This window comes from Micromonospora sp. NPDC005413 (assembly GCF_040606435.1).
Lineage (GTDB): Bacteria > Actinomycetota > Actinomycetes > Mycobacteriales > Micromonosporaceae > Micromonospora.
The window spans coordinates 21324-38304 of sequence record NZ_JBEXEV010000020.1; the positions used below are offsets into that span (position 1 = coordinate 21324).

At 71.4% G+C, this 16981-nt stretch carries 14 protein-coding genes; all 14 read right to left on the reverse strand.

Annotated features, from left to right (window positions below):
- Positions 1 to 21: 21 nt before the first annotated feature.
- The 14 genes from argJ to ABZS37_RS20680 all read right to left on the reverse strand — a co-directional run bounded on the left by argJ (position 22) and on the right by ABZS37_RS20680 (position 16948).
- Positions 22 to 1194, reverse strand: a complete 1173-nt coding sequence (gene argJ, locus ABZS37_RS20615) for a bifunctional glutamate N-acetyltransferase/amino-acid acetyltransferase ArgJ (protein WP_355171152.1) — start codon at positions 1192 to 1194, stop codon at positions 22 to 24.
- Complete coding sequence (gene argC / locus ABZS37_RS20620) at positions 1191 to 2192, reverse strand: N-acetyl-gamma-glutamyl-phosphate reductase (protein WP_355171154.1); 1002 nt, start codon at positions 2190 to 2192, stop codon at positions 1191 to 1193. Before argC ends, argJ begins: the two co-directional genes overlap by 4 nt.
- A 30-nt stretch (positions 2193 to 2222) precedes the next feature.
- The gene (locus ABZS37_RS20625; RefSeq protein ID WP_355171156.1) at positions 2223 to 5207 is read right to left on the reverse strand and encodes a hypothetical protein; all 2985 of its coding nucleotides are present in this window, start codon (positions 5205 to 5207) and stop codon (positions 2223 to 2225) included.
- Entirely contained in the window at positions 5204 to 7312 is a 2109-nt protein-coding gene (locus tag ABZS37_RS20630) for an NB-ARC domain-containing protein (RefSeq protein ID WP_355171158.1), read from the reverse strand. The genes ABZS37_RS20625 and ABZS37_RS20630 overlap by 4 nt, the downstream gene beginning before the upstream one ends.
- Positions 7313 to 7328: 16 nt before the next feature.
- The gene (locus ABZS37_RS20635) at positions 7329 to 7655 is read right to left on the reverse strand and encodes a hypothetical protein (protein ID WP_355171160.1); all 327 of its coding nucleotides are present in this window, start codon (positions 7653 to 7655) and stop codon (positions 7329 to 7331) included.
- 270 nt (positions 7656 to 7925) lie between these two features.
- Complete coding sequence (gene pheT, locus ABZS37_RS20640; RefSeq protein WP_355171162.1) at positions 7926 to 10472, reverse strand: phenylalanine--tRNA ligase subunit beta; 2547 nt, start codon at positions 10470 to 10472, stop codon at positions 7926 to 7928.
- Between the two features lie 40 nt (positions 10473 to 10512).
- Entirely contained in the window at positions 10513 to 11580 is a 1068-nt protein-coding gene (pheS, locus tag ABZS37_RS20645) for a phenylalanine--tRNA ligase subunit alpha (RefSeq protein ID WP_355171164.1), read from the reverse strand.
- Between the two features lie 220 nt (positions 11581 to 11800).
- The gene (locus tag ABZS37_RS20650) at positions 11801 to 12598 is read right to left on the reverse strand and encodes an RNA methyltransferase (protein WP_355171262.1); all 798 of its coding nucleotides are present in this window, start codon (positions 12596 to 12598) and stop codon (positions 11801 to 11803) included.
- An 83-nt stretch (positions 12599 to 12681) separates the two neighbouring features.
- Positions 12682 to 13074, reverse strand: a complete 393-nt coding sequence (gene rplT / locus ABZS37_RS20655; protein ID WP_088947486.1) for a 50S ribosomal protein L20 — start codon at positions 13072 to 13074, stop codon at positions 12682 to 12684.
- A 32-nt stretch (positions 13075 to 13106) separates the two neighbouring features.
- Positions 13107 to 13301 carry a 50S ribosomal protein L35 gene (gene rpmI / locus ABZS37_RS20660; protein ID WP_007458415.1) on the reverse strand — a complete coding sequence of 65 codons (195 nt, stop codon included), beginning with the start codon at positions 13299 to 13301 and terminating at the stop codon, positions 13107 to 13109.
- Between the two features lie 19 nt (positions 13302 to 13320).
- A complete protein-coding gene (gene infC, locus ABZS37_RS20665) occupies positions 13321 to 13971 on the reverse strand; it encodes a translation initiation factor IF-3 (protein WP_355171166.1) in 651 nt (216 codons plus the stop codon).
- Positions 13972 to 14733: 762 nt separating this feature from the next.
- Positions 14734 to 15207 carry a PH domain-containing protein gene (locus tag ABZS37_RS20670; protein WP_355171168.1) on the reverse strand — a complete coding sequence of 158 codons (474 nt, stop codon included), beginning with the start codon at positions 15205 to 15207 and terminating at the stop codon, positions 14734 to 14736.
- Positions 15208 to 15772: 565 nt separating this feature from the next.
- Positions 15773 to 16618 carry an ATP phosphoribosyltransferase gene (gene hisG, locus ABZS37_RS20675; RefSeq protein WP_354993645.1) on the reverse strand — a complete coding sequence of 282 codons (846 nt, stop codon included), beginning with the start codon at positions 16616 to 16618 and terminating at the stop codon, positions 15773 to 15775.
- A gap of 48 nt (positions 16619 to 16666) precedes the next feature.
- Positions 16667 to 16948 (reverse strand): phosphoribosyl-ATP diphosphatase, encoded by a 282-nt coding sequence (locus tag ABZS37_RS20680; protein ID WP_355171264.1) that lies wholly within the window; start codon positions 16946 to 16948, stop codon positions 16667 to 16669.
- Positions 16949 to 16981: the final 33 nt, after the last annotated feature.

The window sequence follows — 16981 nt, forward strand, 5'->3', positions numbered from 1 at the left end:
GCTGCGCTGCGTTCCTCGCGCTCACGACGAGTACGCCGAGTTCTCGTGCACGTACGCGTGGGACAGGTCGTTGGTCCAGATCGTCGCGGCCGACGTACCGGCGTGCAGGTCGATTCGGATGGTCACGTCCCGCCCGGTCAGGTCGACCTTCGAGCGGTCCTCGGCGGCGGCACCGCCCCGGCACACCCACACCCCGTTTACCGCCACGTCCACCTCGTCCGGCTCGAACGCGGCAGCAGTGGTGCCGACGGCGGCGAGGATCCGCCCCCAGTTGGGGTCGTTGCCGAACAGCGCGGTCTTGACCAGGTTGTTGCGGGCCACCGAGCGGCCCACCTCGACCGCGTCGTCCTCGTTCGCGGCGCCGACCACGTCGATGGCGATCTGCTTGGTGGCGCCCTCGGCGTCGGCCACCAACTGCTGGGCCAGGTCGTGGCAGGCCGCGGTCACGGCAGCGGCCAGCTCGGCCGGAGTCGGCTCGATGCCGCTCGCGCCGCTGGCCAGCAGCAGCACGGTGTCATTGGTGGACATGCAGCCGTCGGAGTCGACCCGGTCGAAGGTGACCTGGGTCGCCGCCCGCAGCGCCTCGTCCAGCGTTGCCGGCCCGGCCACCGCATCGGTGGTCAGCACGCAGAGCATGGTGGCCATCCCCGGCGCGAGCATCCCGGCGCCCTTGGCCATGCCGCCGACCGTCCAGCCGCTACCCCGGGCCACCGTGGTCTTCGGCCGGGTGTCCGTGGTCATGATCGCCTCGGCGGCGGCCGGGCCGCCGTCACGGGACAGCCCCCGGATCGCCGAGCGGACGCCCGGCAGCAGCTTCGGCATCGGCAGCCGCTCACCGATCAACCCGGTGGAGCAGACCGCCACATCACCGGCACCGAGGATGAGCCGTGGGCTGACCGAGGTCAGCACGGCGGCGGTGTGCTCGGCGGTGGCGTGCGTGTCCTGGAAGCCGGCCGGGCCGGTGCAGGCGTTGGCGCCACCGGAGTTGAGCACCACGGCGCGGACCACACCGCCCTGCACGACCCGTTGGCTCCAGAGCACCGGCGCGGCCTTGACCCGGTTGGTGGTGAAGACACCGGCGACACCGGCGTCCGGGCCGTCGTTGACCACCAGGGCGACGTCCGCGCCACCGCTGGTCTTGAGCCCGGCGGCCACGCCGGCCGCCCGGAAACCCCGTGGGGTGGTGACGCTCAAGGGGTGACTCCCCAGATCGACAGGCCCGTCGTCTCGGGCAGACCGAACATCAGGTTGGCGTTCTGCACGGCCTGACCGGCTGCGCCCTTACCCAGGTTGTCCAGCGCGCTGAGCACGATCAGACGACCCGAGTCGACGTCGACGGTGGCCTGCAGGTGGCAGGAGTTCGAGCCGAGGGTGGCGGCGGTGTGCGGCCAGCGGCCCTCCGGCAGCACATGCACGAACGGCGCGTCCGCGTACGCCTGCGCCAGCACCTGCTGCGGGTCGACGCCGCGCGCCGGCACCGCGGTGACCGTGGCCAGGATGCCGCGGGGCATCGGCGCCAGAACCGGGGTGAACGACAGGCCGGTCGCGCCGGTGGCCTGCTTGATCTCCGGTACGTGCTGGTGGGTGCCGACCCGGTACGGCGACAGGTCCCCCAGCACCTCGCTGGCCAGCAGGTGCGGCTTCGCCGCCCGTCCAGCGCCGGAGGTGCCGGACGCGGCGACCACCACCACGTCGGCGGGGATGGCCGCGCCGTCGGCGATCAGCGGCGCGAGCGCCAGGGTGATCGCGGCGGCGTAGCAGCCGGTGTTCGCCACCCGGGTGGACCCGGAGATCAGCTCCCGCTGGCCGGGCAGCTCGGGTAGGCCGTAGGTCCACTGCCCGGCGTGCGTGCCGCCGTAGTACTGCGCCCAGGCGTACGGGTCGGCCAGCCGGTGGTCCGCGCCCAGGTCGACGATCCGCACCTCGGCCGGGAGGTGGGCCGCGAGGGCCGCCGACTCGCCGTGTGGCAGGGCCAGGAAGACCAGGTCCGCGTCGGCCAGGGTCGTCGGCTCGGTTGCGCCGAGCACCAGGTCGAGCCCGGTGAGCTGCGGGTGCACCACGTCGACGCGGTGCCCGGCCTGGCTGTGGGCGGTGGCGGCGACCAGGTCGAACTCCGGGTGCCCAGCGACCAGGCGCAGCAGCTCGCCCCCGGCGTAGCCGCTCGCCCCGGCGACCGCGACTCGGATCCCCATACTCACCTCCGCATGACTATGCAACGAAGGCTAGCAGCAGGAGGTGCCGACTGCAATTTTATGTGAAGCACTGCATGAACGTACACCCGGCTGCGACTCCGGATGGCGGTCGAAGAAGTACGGCAGCCAGCGCTGACAGAACGCGCCGAACGGTCGGACGGCCGGGCAGACCCGCCTGCTCAGACCGGACAGGGACACTGTTTCCGGCAGGTCGGTCTGGTGGAAGAGACCGATCGTGACGCTGAAGACGCCACGTTGCACCGCGGCGCGGACGCCGTCGGCCAGGATGTCCGCGTCCAGCTCGTCGACGGCGGCCTCCCGCCTGATCAACTCACCGGCCACGGCCGGCAACACGTTGTTGCAGATGACCGTGATCAGTTTCGGGTTCGGCGCGAGGTCGATGACGGACGACGAGTAGCCCGACCGGTTGACGAAGGCCTCGGTGAAGGGCATAAGGATCTGTGCCGTGCCCCAGTCGTCGGCCAGGTCCGATGCCGATCGCGACACCTCGGAGACCAGGTACAGATGGGTGGCGAGGATGGCGTAGCGGACACGCGGGTTCCGGGCCAGCAGCTGGGCGATCCGGAACTCCTCAGCGCTGAAGCAGAGGCGGGCGAGCATGTACACGCGGGCCAGCTCCCGCGCCTCGGTGGTCGTCAACGACACCTCGGGCGACCCCTCGCCCGGCGCGGGGATGCCCGGCGACGACCGGCGCGAGCCCCGGTTCTCCTCACCGGCGGAGATCGAATCGTGGAACGTCGAGAGGATGCGGCCCGCCGGCAGCGGTGCAGCGTCCGGGCCACCCTGGCATCTCCGGACGAGGTCCGGCCAGTGTGCCGCCAACCGGCTCATGACGTCCCGGCATGCCTCCGCGTGGGACTGGCCCCGCAGAAGCGCGAGCCGCTCGATACTGCGCAGCAGGTGATCGGCCAGCGAGCCCGGGGTGGTCTCCTCGCGCAGGCGGGCTACTGCGGCCGGCAGGCTCCTGCCCGTCGTCACCCCGAAGTAGCCGTCCAGGGTGTCGAGGTCCGCCGCGCCGAAGTGCACCGCCACCGGCTTCGCGGCCACGACCCGCTTCCAGTAGTACGCGCTGAGCACGGCGGGATCCGCCAGGAGCGGTCCGAGGTCGCCCGACTCCGGCGAGGGGTTCCCCGACGGCAGCACCCGCCGCACCAGTGCGCGAACGACGTCGTCGTTGCGCGCGGTCACCTCGGCGGAAACGGCCTCAAACCAGATCTCGGACGCGAGCTTGGCGGTCTGTCTCTCTTCGTTCACCGACTCGAGATAGGTGTCGAGCTTCGCCTTCTCCGGGTACGCCGGGCGGCGCTCGCTCAGCGACGGGGCCGCGAGCCGGGCGTACATCCCGAACAGCCTGGCCGTGATCTCGCGGCCAGGCCCGCCCAGGTCGAAGAGGTCGTCGGCCAGCGCCGAGCCGAGGGCACCGAAGACATACCCGGTGGCCAGCGACGCGCTGTCCGCTATGTCGCTGGCCACCCGACAGAGATCGACGATGAAGCGCCGCAGGGACAGCGCGGCGGCGTGCCCGTCGGTCGATCCCCAGACCGGACCAGCGGGCCGGGACGCGACCGCCGTCGACATGAGCCGTTCCAGAGCGACAAGCGCGGAGTGCAGTTCCTCGGCGAGTTCGCTGACCGGCTGGTGCGGGGGTGCGACCGCCGCTCGGAGGACCCTGTCCAGGTCCTGCTGCGCGACGATGTCCCGAATGTGCTCGGGCGTCATCTCCCGGATCACGATCCGCGCCCGCTTGCGCACCTCCTCCCGCAGGTCGACGTAGAGCGGCATGTTGAGGGCGCCCTGCAGGTCGTACTGCATCCGGAGGACGAGTCGCTGCACGACGGGCGCGTCATCGTCGGCGGCCGCAGCCAGGGTGGCGCGGCGAAGTCGGTCGAGTGAGACGCCCGCGCTCAGCCGCTCGTACCAAGCGCGAAGCCCCTCGTCGCGCAGGAGATGGCGGTCGGGGTCGACCACGAAGCCGGGCCGGGACGCGGCCGCCCTGAGCGCCGCGACGATTCGGGGCATCTCGCCAGCGAGCAGCTCCAGGAAGGGACGCCCGTCTCCGGTGGCCAACAGGAACCGGTCGAGAGCCGACCCGGGGATGTCGCCGGCGCCCAGAAAACCGGTGCCCTCGTCGGTGCGGTGAAACGCCGCCATGATCGCACTCCGTGGCCCGCCGGCGGAGGTGCGGTACCGGTGGTGGACCAGCCGGCTCGCGGCGAAGATCGTGTGGCACGGAGCGGCGATGTCCTGGAGATGGACGACTCGCGGCAGGCCGTCGTCGAAGAAGCGGGCCTGGGCGGCGAGCGCCTCGTCCACCCGGTCCCGAGTGGGGAAGATGCAGCTGTCCTCGTCGCTCCACACGTCACCGTCATCGTTGACGAAGCACTGCCGCAGGAGCCGATTCGTACGGGGCAGGTAGGTGAGCCCCTGCCCGGAGGGCCCTCGGCCGCTGCCCATCGTCCACGTGACGATCACCTTGAACTCGTCCATGAAGGGGCTGTTGTCGACGTGCAGGGTGTTGTCCCGCGCCACGACGTCGATCGGCTGCGTGTCCTTCGCCCGCAGGTCAATGATCTTCACCGGCCCACCAAGGGCGTACGCGACAAGCGCGACAAGCAACGGATGAGCGAAAGCCTCCCGGAACTCGGGGTTGTCGACCAGGGAACCCGCGTCCGCGACGTTCAGGTAGTTGTGCAGCGAGCCACGGCTGCCTCTGGTGTCGATGGATGAGTCGTACGCCCGCCGCGCGCGGTCGAAACGCTCGGGCGGGACGAGCCCGGCGAAGCTGAGCGCACCCTCGGCCGCGAGGTTTCCACTCAGGGACGCGAAGGCGTTCCGGAGGACCGTGCCGTCTGCCTCCGTCCGGCAGGCACGGTCGATGATCGCTTCCATCTCCCGTCGGAACCTCGTGCCGTCCCGTTCCCGCCGGAGTTGCCGATACGACGCGGGGCTGGCCACCTCGTCCGCCGGGACGAGCGGAGCGTACCGAGGACTCATGGCGCCGGGGTCCCGACCACCCGCGTCGACTGGGTGAGATCCGGGTAGTGCTCGAGGCGGGCCAACGCCCGTCGGACCTCTTCCACGGCGCTCGCGTCTCCGGCCTGACCGTACGCCTCTTCAAGCTGGCCCAGGATCGTGCGGACGGAACGAAAGTTCCCGAGGGACTCCTCGACCCGCCAGGCACGCTCCAGCCAGGTGCAGCCCTCCTTGAGATCCCCCGACCTCAGGCCGGCGGCGCCGAGGAGGCGCAAGGCCAGAGCCCGGCCGTAGTCGTTGCTCCGCTCCTCGCACATCGCAAGGCTGCGCAGGCCGAGCGCTTTGGCCCACGAGTAGTGGCCTGCCTCGGTCAGGGCTCGGGCCGCGTCGTACAGCCCGCGGGCCTCGCGGACCACATTGTTGCTGCTGCGAGATTCCCGCGCCGCCCGTAGCCCCCAGCGAAGCGCGTCCCGGCGGTCACCTGATCGGAGGGCGAGTTCCGCCATGGCGTGTTGCGACGACGCCTGGCCAGAGTGGTCGCCGGCCGCCGCGTCCAGAGCCATGGAGGCGCGAAGCTGCTCCTTCGCCGGCTCCAGCTGACCGACGTCCGCGAGGGCCCGGCCCAGGGCGCGTCGGGACAGAGCCTCCATCGCCGGGTCACCGGCAACCGCCGCCGCGACGGCCTCCCGCTGGATGGACAGCGTTCTCGTGACGTCCTGACGCCAGTAGAGGAACGTGTTGACGGACCAGGCGAACCGAGTGACGAAAGCGAAGTCGTCGCCAGCCCCGGCGTTCTCGATGAGGTAGGTCATCGACGGGGTGATCGACTCGAACCAGGAGAGGGCCTGCGCCACGGTGAAGCTGACCGACTCAATGATCGTCAGCAGCTCCTGGTCCAGGGTCAACGGGCTTCGGTGGGGATCGATGGCCCGATCGGCGGCATAGCTCAACGCCAGGTAGACGGCCCGGATGCGGCGCGCGGTCCGCTCCTGCTCGGCGTGGTCGAGCACCTGCGCGAGCGTCTCCGCGAGATAGGCCTTCATGATGTCGTGGAAGCGGTAACGGCCGGGGCTGATCTCGTCGATGAGCGACGCCAGGCACAGAGCTTGAAGACTACGGTCGCAGTCACGCCTGGGCTGGTCGAGGACGAGGCACAACACCGCTACGGTGCATTCGTTGCTGGGCAGCATGGACGCGACGTAGAGGACCTTCGTCGTCGCGTCGTCGAGGTCGTCGAGTGACCAGGAGATGACTCGCCCGACCTCGATGCCCAGGCCGGCGTCATCGAGGAAGCGAAGCGGGCTCTGCTCCTCCTCGATTCCCCTCGCGGCGTCGCTGATCGTCCAGCTGGTCTGAATAGCGAGCTTCGCCGAGACGATCGCCAACGCCAACGGATGCCCCTCCAGAAGCTGCACGATGCGCTTGGCGGAGGCCTTCTCCCGCTCGACGCGGACGAAACCGACACGTTCGGCGATGAGTTCCACCCCCTCGTCGAGGGTCAGCAGCGGAAGCTTGAGGACCCTGGCGTCGTGACGAACACTCATCTCGGGGATCGCACGGCGGCTGGTGACCACCAGCACCGACCCGAAGCCGGGCACGAGTTCCCGGACCTGCTCGTACGAGCCCACGTTGTCCACGATGACGAGGCACCGCCGACCCGCGGTGACGGCGCGAAAGATGCTGCCCCACTCCGCCTCGTTGTCGGGAAGGTCGGACCGGTTGATCCCCAGGGTGGCCAGGAAACTGCGCAGGGCGTCCCGAGCCTCGATGCGGGGCGTGCCGGAGTACGCGCACATGTCGACGAAGAACTGCCCGTCGGGGTATTCGGCGATGCGCGAACTGGCCCAGGCGAGGGCGAGTGTGGTCTTCCCCGAGCCGGCCAGACCCCACAACATGCAGCAGCGCGAGCCCGGCGTCGTCATCGCCTCGTCCATCTCGTGCAGCAGGTGGTGTCTGCCGACGATCCTTCCGATGCCTCCCGGGAGCATGTGTGGCGGCTCGGGCGCGCGCGCCGCCGCTCGCGGCTGCTCGACGTAGATCGCTCCGGACGAGCCGACCTGGAGAACCTGGTGCGCCAACAGGCCCTCGGCCACGTTGTGCGACGAGCTTTCGGAGGTGGGCCCCATGTCGGTCACCTTCCGGTTACATCGTGATGTCGCCGACGCGCTGGGCCTGCACCAGCTTGCCCACGTTGCTCGAGGCGACCACGTTCGTGCTGCCGATCGACGTCGACCCCTGCCGGAGCTCCCGCAGGAACTCCGGATCCTCGGCCGCATACCTGAGGAGAAGCGCGCCGAGTCTCGCCGTGTTGTCCGCCGAGGCGTCGCCCTGCGCGACCCGATCCAGGGACTCCAGCATCTCCCCCGACTCGTCCTTGTGGACGAACCGCCGCCGGATCAGGTCGACGAGTGCCGCCCCGGACCCCTCAGCGATCTTGACGAGCACCCCGGAGACGATCGCCTCGATCATGCGCTGCTCCTTGCGTGGAGGGCGGGCAATTGGTGACGACGCTCACCTTTGCGAGACAAGGCTACCGGAAGCACGGCACCGACGGCGGAGCCTGATGCCGAGCCACCGCGGCCTGACCAGGGGTGGCATCCCTGGGCGGGAAGGCCAATGCGGCCTGTCGGATGCCCGACACGGCAGGCACGGCAGCTGCGAAACGACGTCGGCCCCCGTACCCAGACCGGGTACGGGGGCCGACGCACCCGCTCCGGGTACCGAGGCCGTCGTGCGACGTCAGGCGCCGCGCAGGGTGGCGCCGACACGCTCCGCCGCGACGGCGACCGCCGCGTCCCGCGCCGCAACCGCCTCCTCGACGGTGAGCGTCCGGTCCGGTGCCCGGAAGGTGAGCTTGTACGCCAACGACCGGCGGCCGGCACCGAGCTGAGCACCCGAGTAGACGTCGAACAGCCGCACGTCCTCCAGCAGCTCGCCGGCGCCCGCCTCCAGCGCCCGGCGCACCTGCTCCGCCGGCACCGAGTCGTCCACCACCAGGGCCACGTCGATCAGCGCCGGCGGGAAACCGGAGACCGTCGGCGCGGGCGTCACCGGAGCCGCCGGCAGCGCGTCCAGATCCAGTTCCATCGCGCAGGTACGACGGGGCAGCTCCAATGCCGCCACCACCACCGGATGCAGCTCACCGGCATGCCCGACGACCGCGCCGTCGACCCGCAGCTCGGCGCAGCGGCCGGGGTGCCACGGGGCGTACTCGGCGGCCCGCACCTCGACCCACTCGTCGGGGATCCCGGCGGCGGCCAGCACGTCACGGGCCGCCTCGATCGCGTCCGCCCAGCCGGCCGGTCGACCCGCGCCCCACCAGCCGGCCGGGTCCAGGTCGCCGGTCAGCACGACCGCGACGTGCACCGGCTGCGCCGGCACCACCGCGTCGGCGGCCGCGAATTCCGCGTCGGTGGGGCGCCGGTCCACGCCCATCGCCGGCGGGCTGCCGGCGCCGACGCGGGGGTGGAAGACCGCCCCGATCTCGTAGAGGGCGAGGTCGCGGTGACCCCGGCCGAGGTTGCGCTTGAGGATGCCGAGCAGCGGGCCGAGCAGCGTGGTGCGCAGCAACGGCTCCTCCTCGGACAACGGGTTGGCCAGCCGCACCGCGGGCCGGCGCGGGTCGTCGGCCGGGAGGCCGAGCAGGTCGGCCAACTCCGGCGACACGAACGGGTGCGCGAGCACCTCCACGTACCCCCGCTCCGCCAGCGACCCGGCGACCGCCCGACGCCGACGCTGGCGTGGGGTCAGACCGCGGCCGGGAGGCGCGGTCGGCAGCACCGACGGCACCCGGTCGTACCCGTCAAGGCGGACCACCTCCTCGACCAGGTCGGCCGGATCGGTCAGGTCGGGCCGCCAGGTCGGCGGCGTGACGCTCAGCGCCGTCGCGGCGCCGCTGGCCACGCCGACCGCGCCCGGGTCCTCGGACAACCGGTCCGCGCCCTGCGCGACCGTGCAGCCGACCCGCTCCAGCAGGGCGACGACCCGCGCCGGCGGGTACTCGACCCCGACCCGCCGGGTGGGCAGGTCCGCCGGAAGGCTGATCGGGGTACGTGGCCGGACGTGGTCGATGTCGAGGATCTCCACGCTCGGGGTGCCACCGCCGTGCTCGGTGAGCAGCCGAACGGCACGCTCCAGCGCCACCAACGCGACGGCCGGGTCGACGCCCCGCTCCCAGCGCTTCGCGGCCTCGCTGAACAGCTTGTGCCGGCGGGCCGTCCGCCCGACCATCGCCGGGTCCCAGTGCGCCGCCTCGAAGAGCACGTTGGTGGTGCCGGCGACGACCTCGCTGGTCTCGCCGCCCATCACCGCCGCGAGGGAGATCGGGCCCGTGTCGTCGCAGATGACCATGTCCTCGGCGGCGAGCACCCGGTTGACGCCGTCCAGGGTGGTCAGCTTCTCCCCCGGCTCGGCGCGGCGGACCACCAGCGGTCCGGCGATCCGGTCGGCGTCGAAGGCGTGCATCGGCTGGCCCAGCTCCAGCATCACGTAGTTGGTGATGTCGACCGGCAGCGAGATGCTGCGGATGCCGGCGGTGACGAGCCGCTGCTGCATCCAGGACGGCGTGGGGGCGTTCGGGTCGACACCGCGGACCAGGCGGGCGGTGAACCGGTCACAACCGACCGTGTCGCGAACCTCCACCGGGTACGCCGGCGTCTCGGTGCCGCTCGGTGCGGGTGCCAGGGCCGGGTCGCGCAGCGGGACGTCGAACGCGTGCGACAGCTCCCGGGCCAGGCCGCGCAGGCTCAGCGCGTACCCCCGGTCGGGGGTGATCTCCAGATCGAGCACGACGTCGTCGAGGCCCACCACCGGGCGCGCGTCGTCGCCCGGCTTGGCCGTCACGTCCGGCCCCAGCACGATGATGCCGGAGTGGTCGTCGCCCAGGCCCAGCTCCTTCGCCGAGCAGATCATGCCCGCGGAGTTGTGCCCGTACGTCTTGCGGGCGCCGATGGCGAAGCCGCCGGGCAGCACACCACCGGGCAGGATCACCACCACCCGGTCACCCGGGGCGAAGTTGCGCGCCCCACAGACGATCTCCTGCGGCTCGCCGGTGCCGTTGGCGTCACCCACGTCCACCCGGCAGAACCGGATCGGCTTCTTGAAGCCGGTGAGCTCCTCGATCTCGCGCACCTCACCGACAACGAGTTGGCCGGTGACGGTCTCGGCCAGGTCCACCGCGGACTCGACCTCGATACCGAGGTCGACCAGGGCCTGCTCCAGGTCACCGGTGGCCAGGCCGGCGGGAAGGTCGACGTACTCCCGCAGCCAACTGACAGAAACTCGCATGACTTCAGACCACCGTTCCCGTGTCTCGTACCCGCATCGCCTACGCCCCGGTCCCGAGCGCGCGGCTGAACCGCACGTCGCCCTCGAAGAGATGGCGGATGTCGCTGACCCCGTGCCGGACCATCAGGGTCCGGTCGATGCCCATACCGAAGGCGAATCCGGAGTAGACCTCCGGGTCGACGCCGCAGGCGCGCAGCACCCGCGGGTTGACCATCCCGCAGCCGCCCCACTCGACCCACTGCGGGCCGTCGCGGTGCTCCGGGAACCACACGTCGAACTCCGCCGACGGCTCCGTGAACGGGAAGTAGTGCGGCCGCCACCGGGTCTTCGCCTCCGGGCCGAACATCGCGCGGGCGAAGTGGTCGAGCGTGCCCCGCAGATGCGCCATCGTGATGCCCTTGTCGACCACCAGGCCCTCGGCCTGGTGGAACACCGGGCTGTGGGTGGCGTCGATCTCGTCGGTGCGGTAGACGCGGCCGGGCACGATCACGTAGATCGGCGGCTTGCGGCTGAGCATCGTGCGGGTCTGCACGGTCGAGGTGTGCGTGCGTAGCACAAGGCCGGAACCCTCCGGCGCGATGTGGAAGGTGTCCATCAGCCCACGCGCCGGGTGGTCGGCGGGGATGTTCAACGCGTCGAAGTTGACCCACTCCAGGTCGACCTCGGGCCCTTCGGCCACCTCGTAGCCCATCCCGACGAAGAGGTCACTGATCGACTCCATCAGGGTGCTCAACGGGTGCCGGGCACCACGCGGACGCCGGTCGTACGGCAGGGTGACGTCCACCCGCTCCTCGACCAGCACCCGCTCGGCCTGCTCGCGCTCCACCACCTCGGCGCGGTCGGCGTACGCGGTCTCGATCGCCCGGCGGGCCTCGTTGACCCGCTTGCCGGCGTCGGACTTCGCGGCCGGCGGCAACGCGCCGATCTCCCGGCGGGCCAGCGAGACCGGTGACCGGTCACCGAGGTGCACCGGGCGCAGCGCGGTCAGCGCGTCCGGGTCGGTCGCCGCGGTGAACGCCTTCGTGGCGTCCGCGACAGCCTCGTCCAGGGCGGCGGGGTCGAGCAGGGCGACCTGCTTCGGGTCGTACGGATCGTTGCGGTAGCTCATGGCGTACGGGCACTCCCTCACGGCGGCGCCAGCCCTCAACGGGGCGGCTAAGCGAGTCTACGGACGCGCGGCTGCGCCGCAGCCCGCCGGTAGGAGTTGTGCAGGGAGCAGGTCAGGCCCGCCGCCCGCCGACACCGGCGGGCTGGCTAAACGAACGCCGTGGCGCGTTCATGGACGGACGCTCTCCTCTGTATGTCAGTCGCGCCGGGCGTCGTGACCCTCAGCGCTGTGCTCTCGCTGAAGCGTACAGGCAGACCGCCGCTGCGGCAGCCAGGTTGAGGCTCTCCGCGCGCCCGTACAACGGCACCCGCACCCGGGCGTCGGCCGCGGCCGTCAGCTCCTCGGGCAACCCGTGCGCCTCGGAGCCGAACAACCACGCGGTGGGCCCGACGAGCCGACCGTAGTCGGTCAGGTCGTCCAGGTCACTGTCGCCGTACCCCGTGGTGGCGAAGATCGACAGGCCGGCGGCGCGCAGCGCGTCGACCACCGCGACCGGGTCGGGGGCGCGGACCACGTCGAGGTGGAAGAGGCTGCCGGCGGAGGCGCGTACACACTTGCCGTTGTATGGGTCGACGGCGTCGCCGGCGAAGACCACCGCGCCCGCCCCGGCCGCGTCGGCGGTGCGCAGCACCGTGCCGGCGTTGCCCGGGTCGCGGATCTCGGCGAGCACCGCCACCAGGCGCGGCCCATTGGCCAGGGCCTGCTCCAGCGACACGTCCAGGTGCCTGCAGACAGCGACCAGCCCCTGCGGGGCGACGGTCTCGGCCAACGCGGCCAACCCGTCGTCGGTCACCTCCGAGACCGGCACATCGGCGCGAGCCGCCGCGGCGGGCAGCTCCGGGTGCCGGTCGAGGGCGGCGGGCGTACCGAACAGCTCAGTGACCACCCCCGGCCGTGCGAGGGCCTCGCGGACCGCCTGCGGGCCCTCGGCCAGGAACAGGCCGGTGGCGTCGCGGTCCCGGCGGCGCTGCAACCGGCGGGCGGCGACAACCCTTGGGGTACGCGGGGTGAAAGCCATCATGGGTGGTCCTCCGACACGATTGAGGCGCCCCCCGGACGGCGGTGCCGACACGGGAGACGCCTCGTTCTGGTGCGTGGGGATCAGGCGGCCTGAGCCGCCGCGCCGCCGGTGCCCTCGGCCGTGACCGCGGCCCGGGCCAGCTCGACGATCGCCGCGAAGGAAGCGGCGTCGTTGACAGCCATGTCGGCCAGGATCTTGCGGTCTACCTCGATGCCGGCCAGACGCATGCCCTGGATCAGGCGGTTGTAGGTCATCCCGTTCGCCCGGGCGCCCGCGTTGATCCGCTGGATCCACAGCTGCCGGAAGTCGCCCTTGCGGTCACGACGGTCCCGGTAGGCGTACTGCATCGAGTGCAGCACCTGCTCCTTGGCCTTGCGGTACAGCCGGGAGCGCTGACCGCGGTAACCACTCGCGGACTCCAGCAGGGTACGACGCTTCTTCTGGGCGTTCACAGCCCGCTTGACGCGTGCCATCTCAACTCCTTATTACGTAAAGGTGGCGCGCGTCAGCGGCCGAGCAGCTTCTTGATGCGCTTGACGTCGGCCTTGGCCAGCACGACCGTGCCGGTCAGCCGGCGGGTCTGGGTGGAGGGCTTCTTCTCCAGGTTGTGGCGGAGGCCGGCCTGCTGGGCAACGATCTTGCCCTTGCCGGTCACCTTGACCCGCTTACCCATACCCGTGTGGCTCTTCATCTTCGGCATGTGGAACGTCTCTCCCCTGTTACTCGCCGCTGGTGTCGGCGGCGAGGCCGGTGTCACCGGCTGCTGCGGTCTCGCCGACCGCCGCGGTCTCATCGGCTTCCGGAGCGTCGGACTCGTCCGCTGCCCGGTCCCGAGGTGCACCGCGGGACGCCGTAGCGGCGACCGCGGAGGCCTTCACGGCCCGATGCGGAGCGAGAACCATGATCATGTTTCGACCGTCCTGCTTCGGAGCGGCCTCGACGTATCCCAGTTCCGTGATCTCGGATTCGAGCCGGCGCAGGAGCCGGTAACCCAGCTCCGGGCGGCTCTGCTCGCGACCGCGGAACATGATCGTCACCTTGACCTTGTCGCCCGCCTTGAGGAACCGCACCACGTGACCCTTTTTGGTCTCGTAGTCGTGCGGGTCGATCTTCGGCCGAAGCTTCATTTCCTTGATGACGGTCTGCTGCTGGTTACGCCGCGCTTCGCGCGCCTTCAGTGCGCTCTCATACTTGAACTTGCCGAAGTCCATGAGCTTGCACACCGGCGGGCGCGCCATCGGCGCAACCTCGACCAGGTCCAGATCGACGTCCGCAGCCAGCTGAAGGGCGCGCTCCAGCGGGACGATGCCCACCTGCTCACCCTCTGGGCCGACCAGTCGGACCTCACGTGCCCGGATCTGCTCGTTCACGCGTGGTTCGACGCTGATGGGGCCTCCTCGAGTCGATTCTGCTCTCTTGCCGACCCTGCGGCTCCCAGGTGGGAACCGACCCGAAAAGCAGAAGGCCCCGGCGCATGCCAGGGCCCGCTCGACCGGCCAGCACGATCAAATGATCGCGCATCCGGCGCCGGGACATGCCCGGAACCGGGGACCGGACCCGGCCACCGTAGCGGCGACTCGGGTGGGAGCAGGCGCTCCGCTTTCAAGGCTGTCTGCTCGCACGCGGAGACAGCACTGGTCGACTCGACAACACTACACCGGCGCCCTCGCCGCCCCCAAACCGGCACACCCCCGCCCCTGCCGGGTTCCCCGGGCCGGGGGTCCGCCCTCCGACCCCCGACCTCCGGCGGCCGGCGGCCGGCGGCCGGCGGCCGGCGGCCGTCCAAGATCCGCACAGTTTCCCCGAAATTGCTGTATCAGCGCGCTCGGAGGCAGCAGTTTCGGGGATGTTGCGTGGATCTTGGCCGCCGGTGTGTAGCGGATCGCGCCAGCGCAGGCGGGTAAGGCGCGGGGCGGCGGGTCGTGAGGCCAGGCCGGTGAGCGGCCAGGCCGCTCAACTGACACGGCAAGCCGGCTCAGTAGCACGGACAGACCGGCTCAACTGGCACGGCCGGACCGTGCTGGGCGGGTGGGCGCAGCGCGGGACGGGGGTGGGCGCAGCGCGGGACGGGTGGGCGCAGCGCGGGACGGGTGGGCGCAGCGCGGGACGGGTGGGCGCAGCGCGGGACGGGGTTAGCGGCCGATGGCGCGCTCGGCCAGGCGGGCCTGGTGCTCCTGGTGCAGTCGCCGCAGCGCGCGGACCCCTTCGACGGCCAACTCCTTGTCGGCCGCCTGCAGGGCGATCATCGGCAGCAGGTCGTCGTCGTGCAGTTCCAGGGTGGCCCAGGGCGCGCCCCGGTCGAAGCGGATGCCGCGGACGACCTCCCAGGGCAGCTCGTACGAGCTGATGACGTTGCGCACCCGGACACCGCGCGCATCAGCCTCGACCCGGGGGCGGGTGAACATCAGGAAGCCCAGTGCACCGAAGACGCCCAGGCCGATCATGGCGATCTGGTCACCGCGCTGGAAGCTGCCGTAGCCGTCGCCGGTCGGCCCACTCAACGAGGTGGCAACCAGAGCGAACACCACCACCAGCGTGATCGCCGCGGACCAGCAGACCATCCGGATGCGGCGGGGCTTCAAGCGGATCAGCTCGGTTTCACTCACCCCACCAGTCTGCCACCCGCACCCGCCCATCGAACGCACCACCCGCCGAGCCACCACTCAGCGCGGCCGCGCCAAGCACGACACCTCCACGCGCCACGCCACGCACGACCCGCCGCCACGCCACGCGACCCACCGCCACGCCAGGCACCGCCAGGCACCGCCAGGCATCGCCACGCACCGCGACCCACCGCCACGCCAGGCACCGCCAGGCATCGCCACGCACCGCGACCCACCGCCACGCCAGGCACCGCCACGCACCGCGACCCACCGCTACGCCACGCGCCGCCACGCGCCGCCACGCGCCGCCACGCGCAAGATCGTGCTCGATCCAGGATGTAGTGGCCTCCAGCCCCGACCGAGGCCACTACATCCTGGATCGAGCGTGATCATCGGGCGGCTCGGCCTCAGGGCAGGCCGCGCGGACGGAAGATCCACTCCAGGTCGCCGACCTGGGGGTCTCACGCGGGGCGGACACCCCCAGGTCGGCGATCCTGAGTCGATCAAGCGGACCGACGGCCCACGCGGGCGGAGGCGGGCGAGGCCGGGCGGAGGCGGTGAGAGGCGGTCAGAGGCGGCAGGCGTGGATGTTGGTGACCAGGATGGCGCGGGCGCCCAGCTCGTACAGCTCGTCCATGATGCGGTGGACATCGTCGCGGAGCACCATCGCCTGCACCGCCACCCAGCCCTCGCGGTGCAGCGGCGACACGGTGGGCGACTCGATGCCCGGGGTGAGCCCGCTGGCCCGGTCCAGCAGACCGGCCGGCACGTCGTAGGCGAGCATCACGTAGCGGCGGGCCACCAGCACACCGTGCAGGCGACGGAGCAACTGCTCAGCCTGCGGGAGCGCGGGCGCGCCGGCCCGGCGGACCAGCACCGCCGACGAGCGCAGCAGCGGCTCACCGAAGACCACCAGGCCCGCCTGGCGCAGGGTGGCGCCGGTCTCCACCACGTCCGCGATGACGTCGGCGACGCCGAGGCGTACGGCGTTCTCGACCGCGCCGTCGAGGCGGATCACGTCGGCCTTGACGCCGGCCTCGCCGAGGTGCCGCTCGACCAGCCCCGGGTACGCGGTGGCGATGCGGTGCCCGCCCAGGTCCTGCACGGAGGCGATGTCGTCGGGGCGGGCGGCGAAGCGGAAGGTGGCCTGGCCGAAGGTCAGGTCGACGACCTCCTCGGCGGGCGCGGCCGAGTCGATCAGCAGGTCCCGGCCGGTGATCCCGAGGTCGAGGTCACCGGAGCCGACGTAGGTGGCGATGTCCTTGGGGCGGAGGTAGAAGAATTCGACGTCGTTGGCCTCGTCCCGGCAGACGAGGTCCTTGGGGTCGGTGCGCTGGCGGTAGCCCGCCTCGCGCAGCATCTGGGCGGCCGGCTCGGCCAGGGTGCCCTTGTTGGGAATGGCGACACGCAGCATGACGGAGTGCTCCTTCGATCCGGATGGCGATCAACGGGTTGGGGGCACTCACAGATGTCGGTAGACGTCCTTGAGCTCGAGACCGCTGGCGAGCATCAGCACCTGGACCTGGTAGAGCAGTTGGGAGATCTCCTCGGCGGTGCGCTCCGGCCCCTCGTGCTCGGCGGCCATCCACGACTCGGCCGCCTCCTCGACGACCTTCTTGCCGATGAAGTGCACCCCCTTGTCCAGGGCGGCGACGGTGCCCGAGCCCGGGGTGCCGGCGGCGGCCTTGGCCTGCAGCTCGGCGAACAACTCCTCGAACGTCTTCACGGAACAGGATTCTTCCAGCCGGCCGACCGACGCCCCGCGTCCGGGTCCGCC

Bases quoted from the DNA above. Each gene is read 5' to 3' on its own strand.
- argC (WP_355171154.1), bottom strand. From the start codon at position 2,192: ATGGGGATCCGAGTCGCGGTCGCCGGGGCGAGCGGCTACGCCGGGGGC.
- ABZS37_RS20625 (WP_355171156.1), bottom strand. From the start codon at position 5,207: ATGAGTCCTCGGTACGCTCCGCTCGTCCCGGCGGACGAGGTGGCCAGC.
- ABZS37_RS20630 (WP_355171158.1), bottom strand. From the start codon at position 7,312: ATGGGGCCCACCTCCGAAAGCTCGTCGCACAACGTGGCCGAGGGCCTG.
- ABZS37_RS20635 (WP_355171160.1), bottom strand. From the start codon at position 7,655: ATGATCGAGGCGATCGTCTCCGGGGTGCTCGTCAAGATCGCTGAGGGG.
- pheT (WP_355171162.1), bottom strand. From the start codon at position 10,472: ATGCGAGTTTCTGTCAGTTGGCTGCGGGAGTACGTCGACCTTCCCGCC.
- pheS (WP_355171164.1), bottom strand. From the start codon at position 11,580: ATGAGCTACCGCAACGATCCGTACGACCCGAAGCAGGTCGCCCTGCTC.
- ABZS37_RS20650 (WP_355171262.1), bottom strand. From the start codon at position 12,598: ATGGCTTTCACCCCGCGTACCCCAAGGGTTGTCGCCGCCCGCCGGTTG.
- rplT (WP_088947486.1), bottom strand. From the start codon at position 13,074: ATGGCACGCGTCAAGCGGGCTGTGAACGCCCAGAAGAAGCGTCGTACC.
- rpmI (WP_007458415.1), bottom strand. From the start codon at position 13,301: ATGCCGAAGATGAAGAGCCACACGGGTATGGGTAAGCGGGTCAAGGTG.
- hisG (WP_354993645.1), bottom strand. From the start codon at position 16,618: ATGCTGCGTGTCGCCATTCCCAACAAGGGCACCCTGGCCGAGCCGGCC.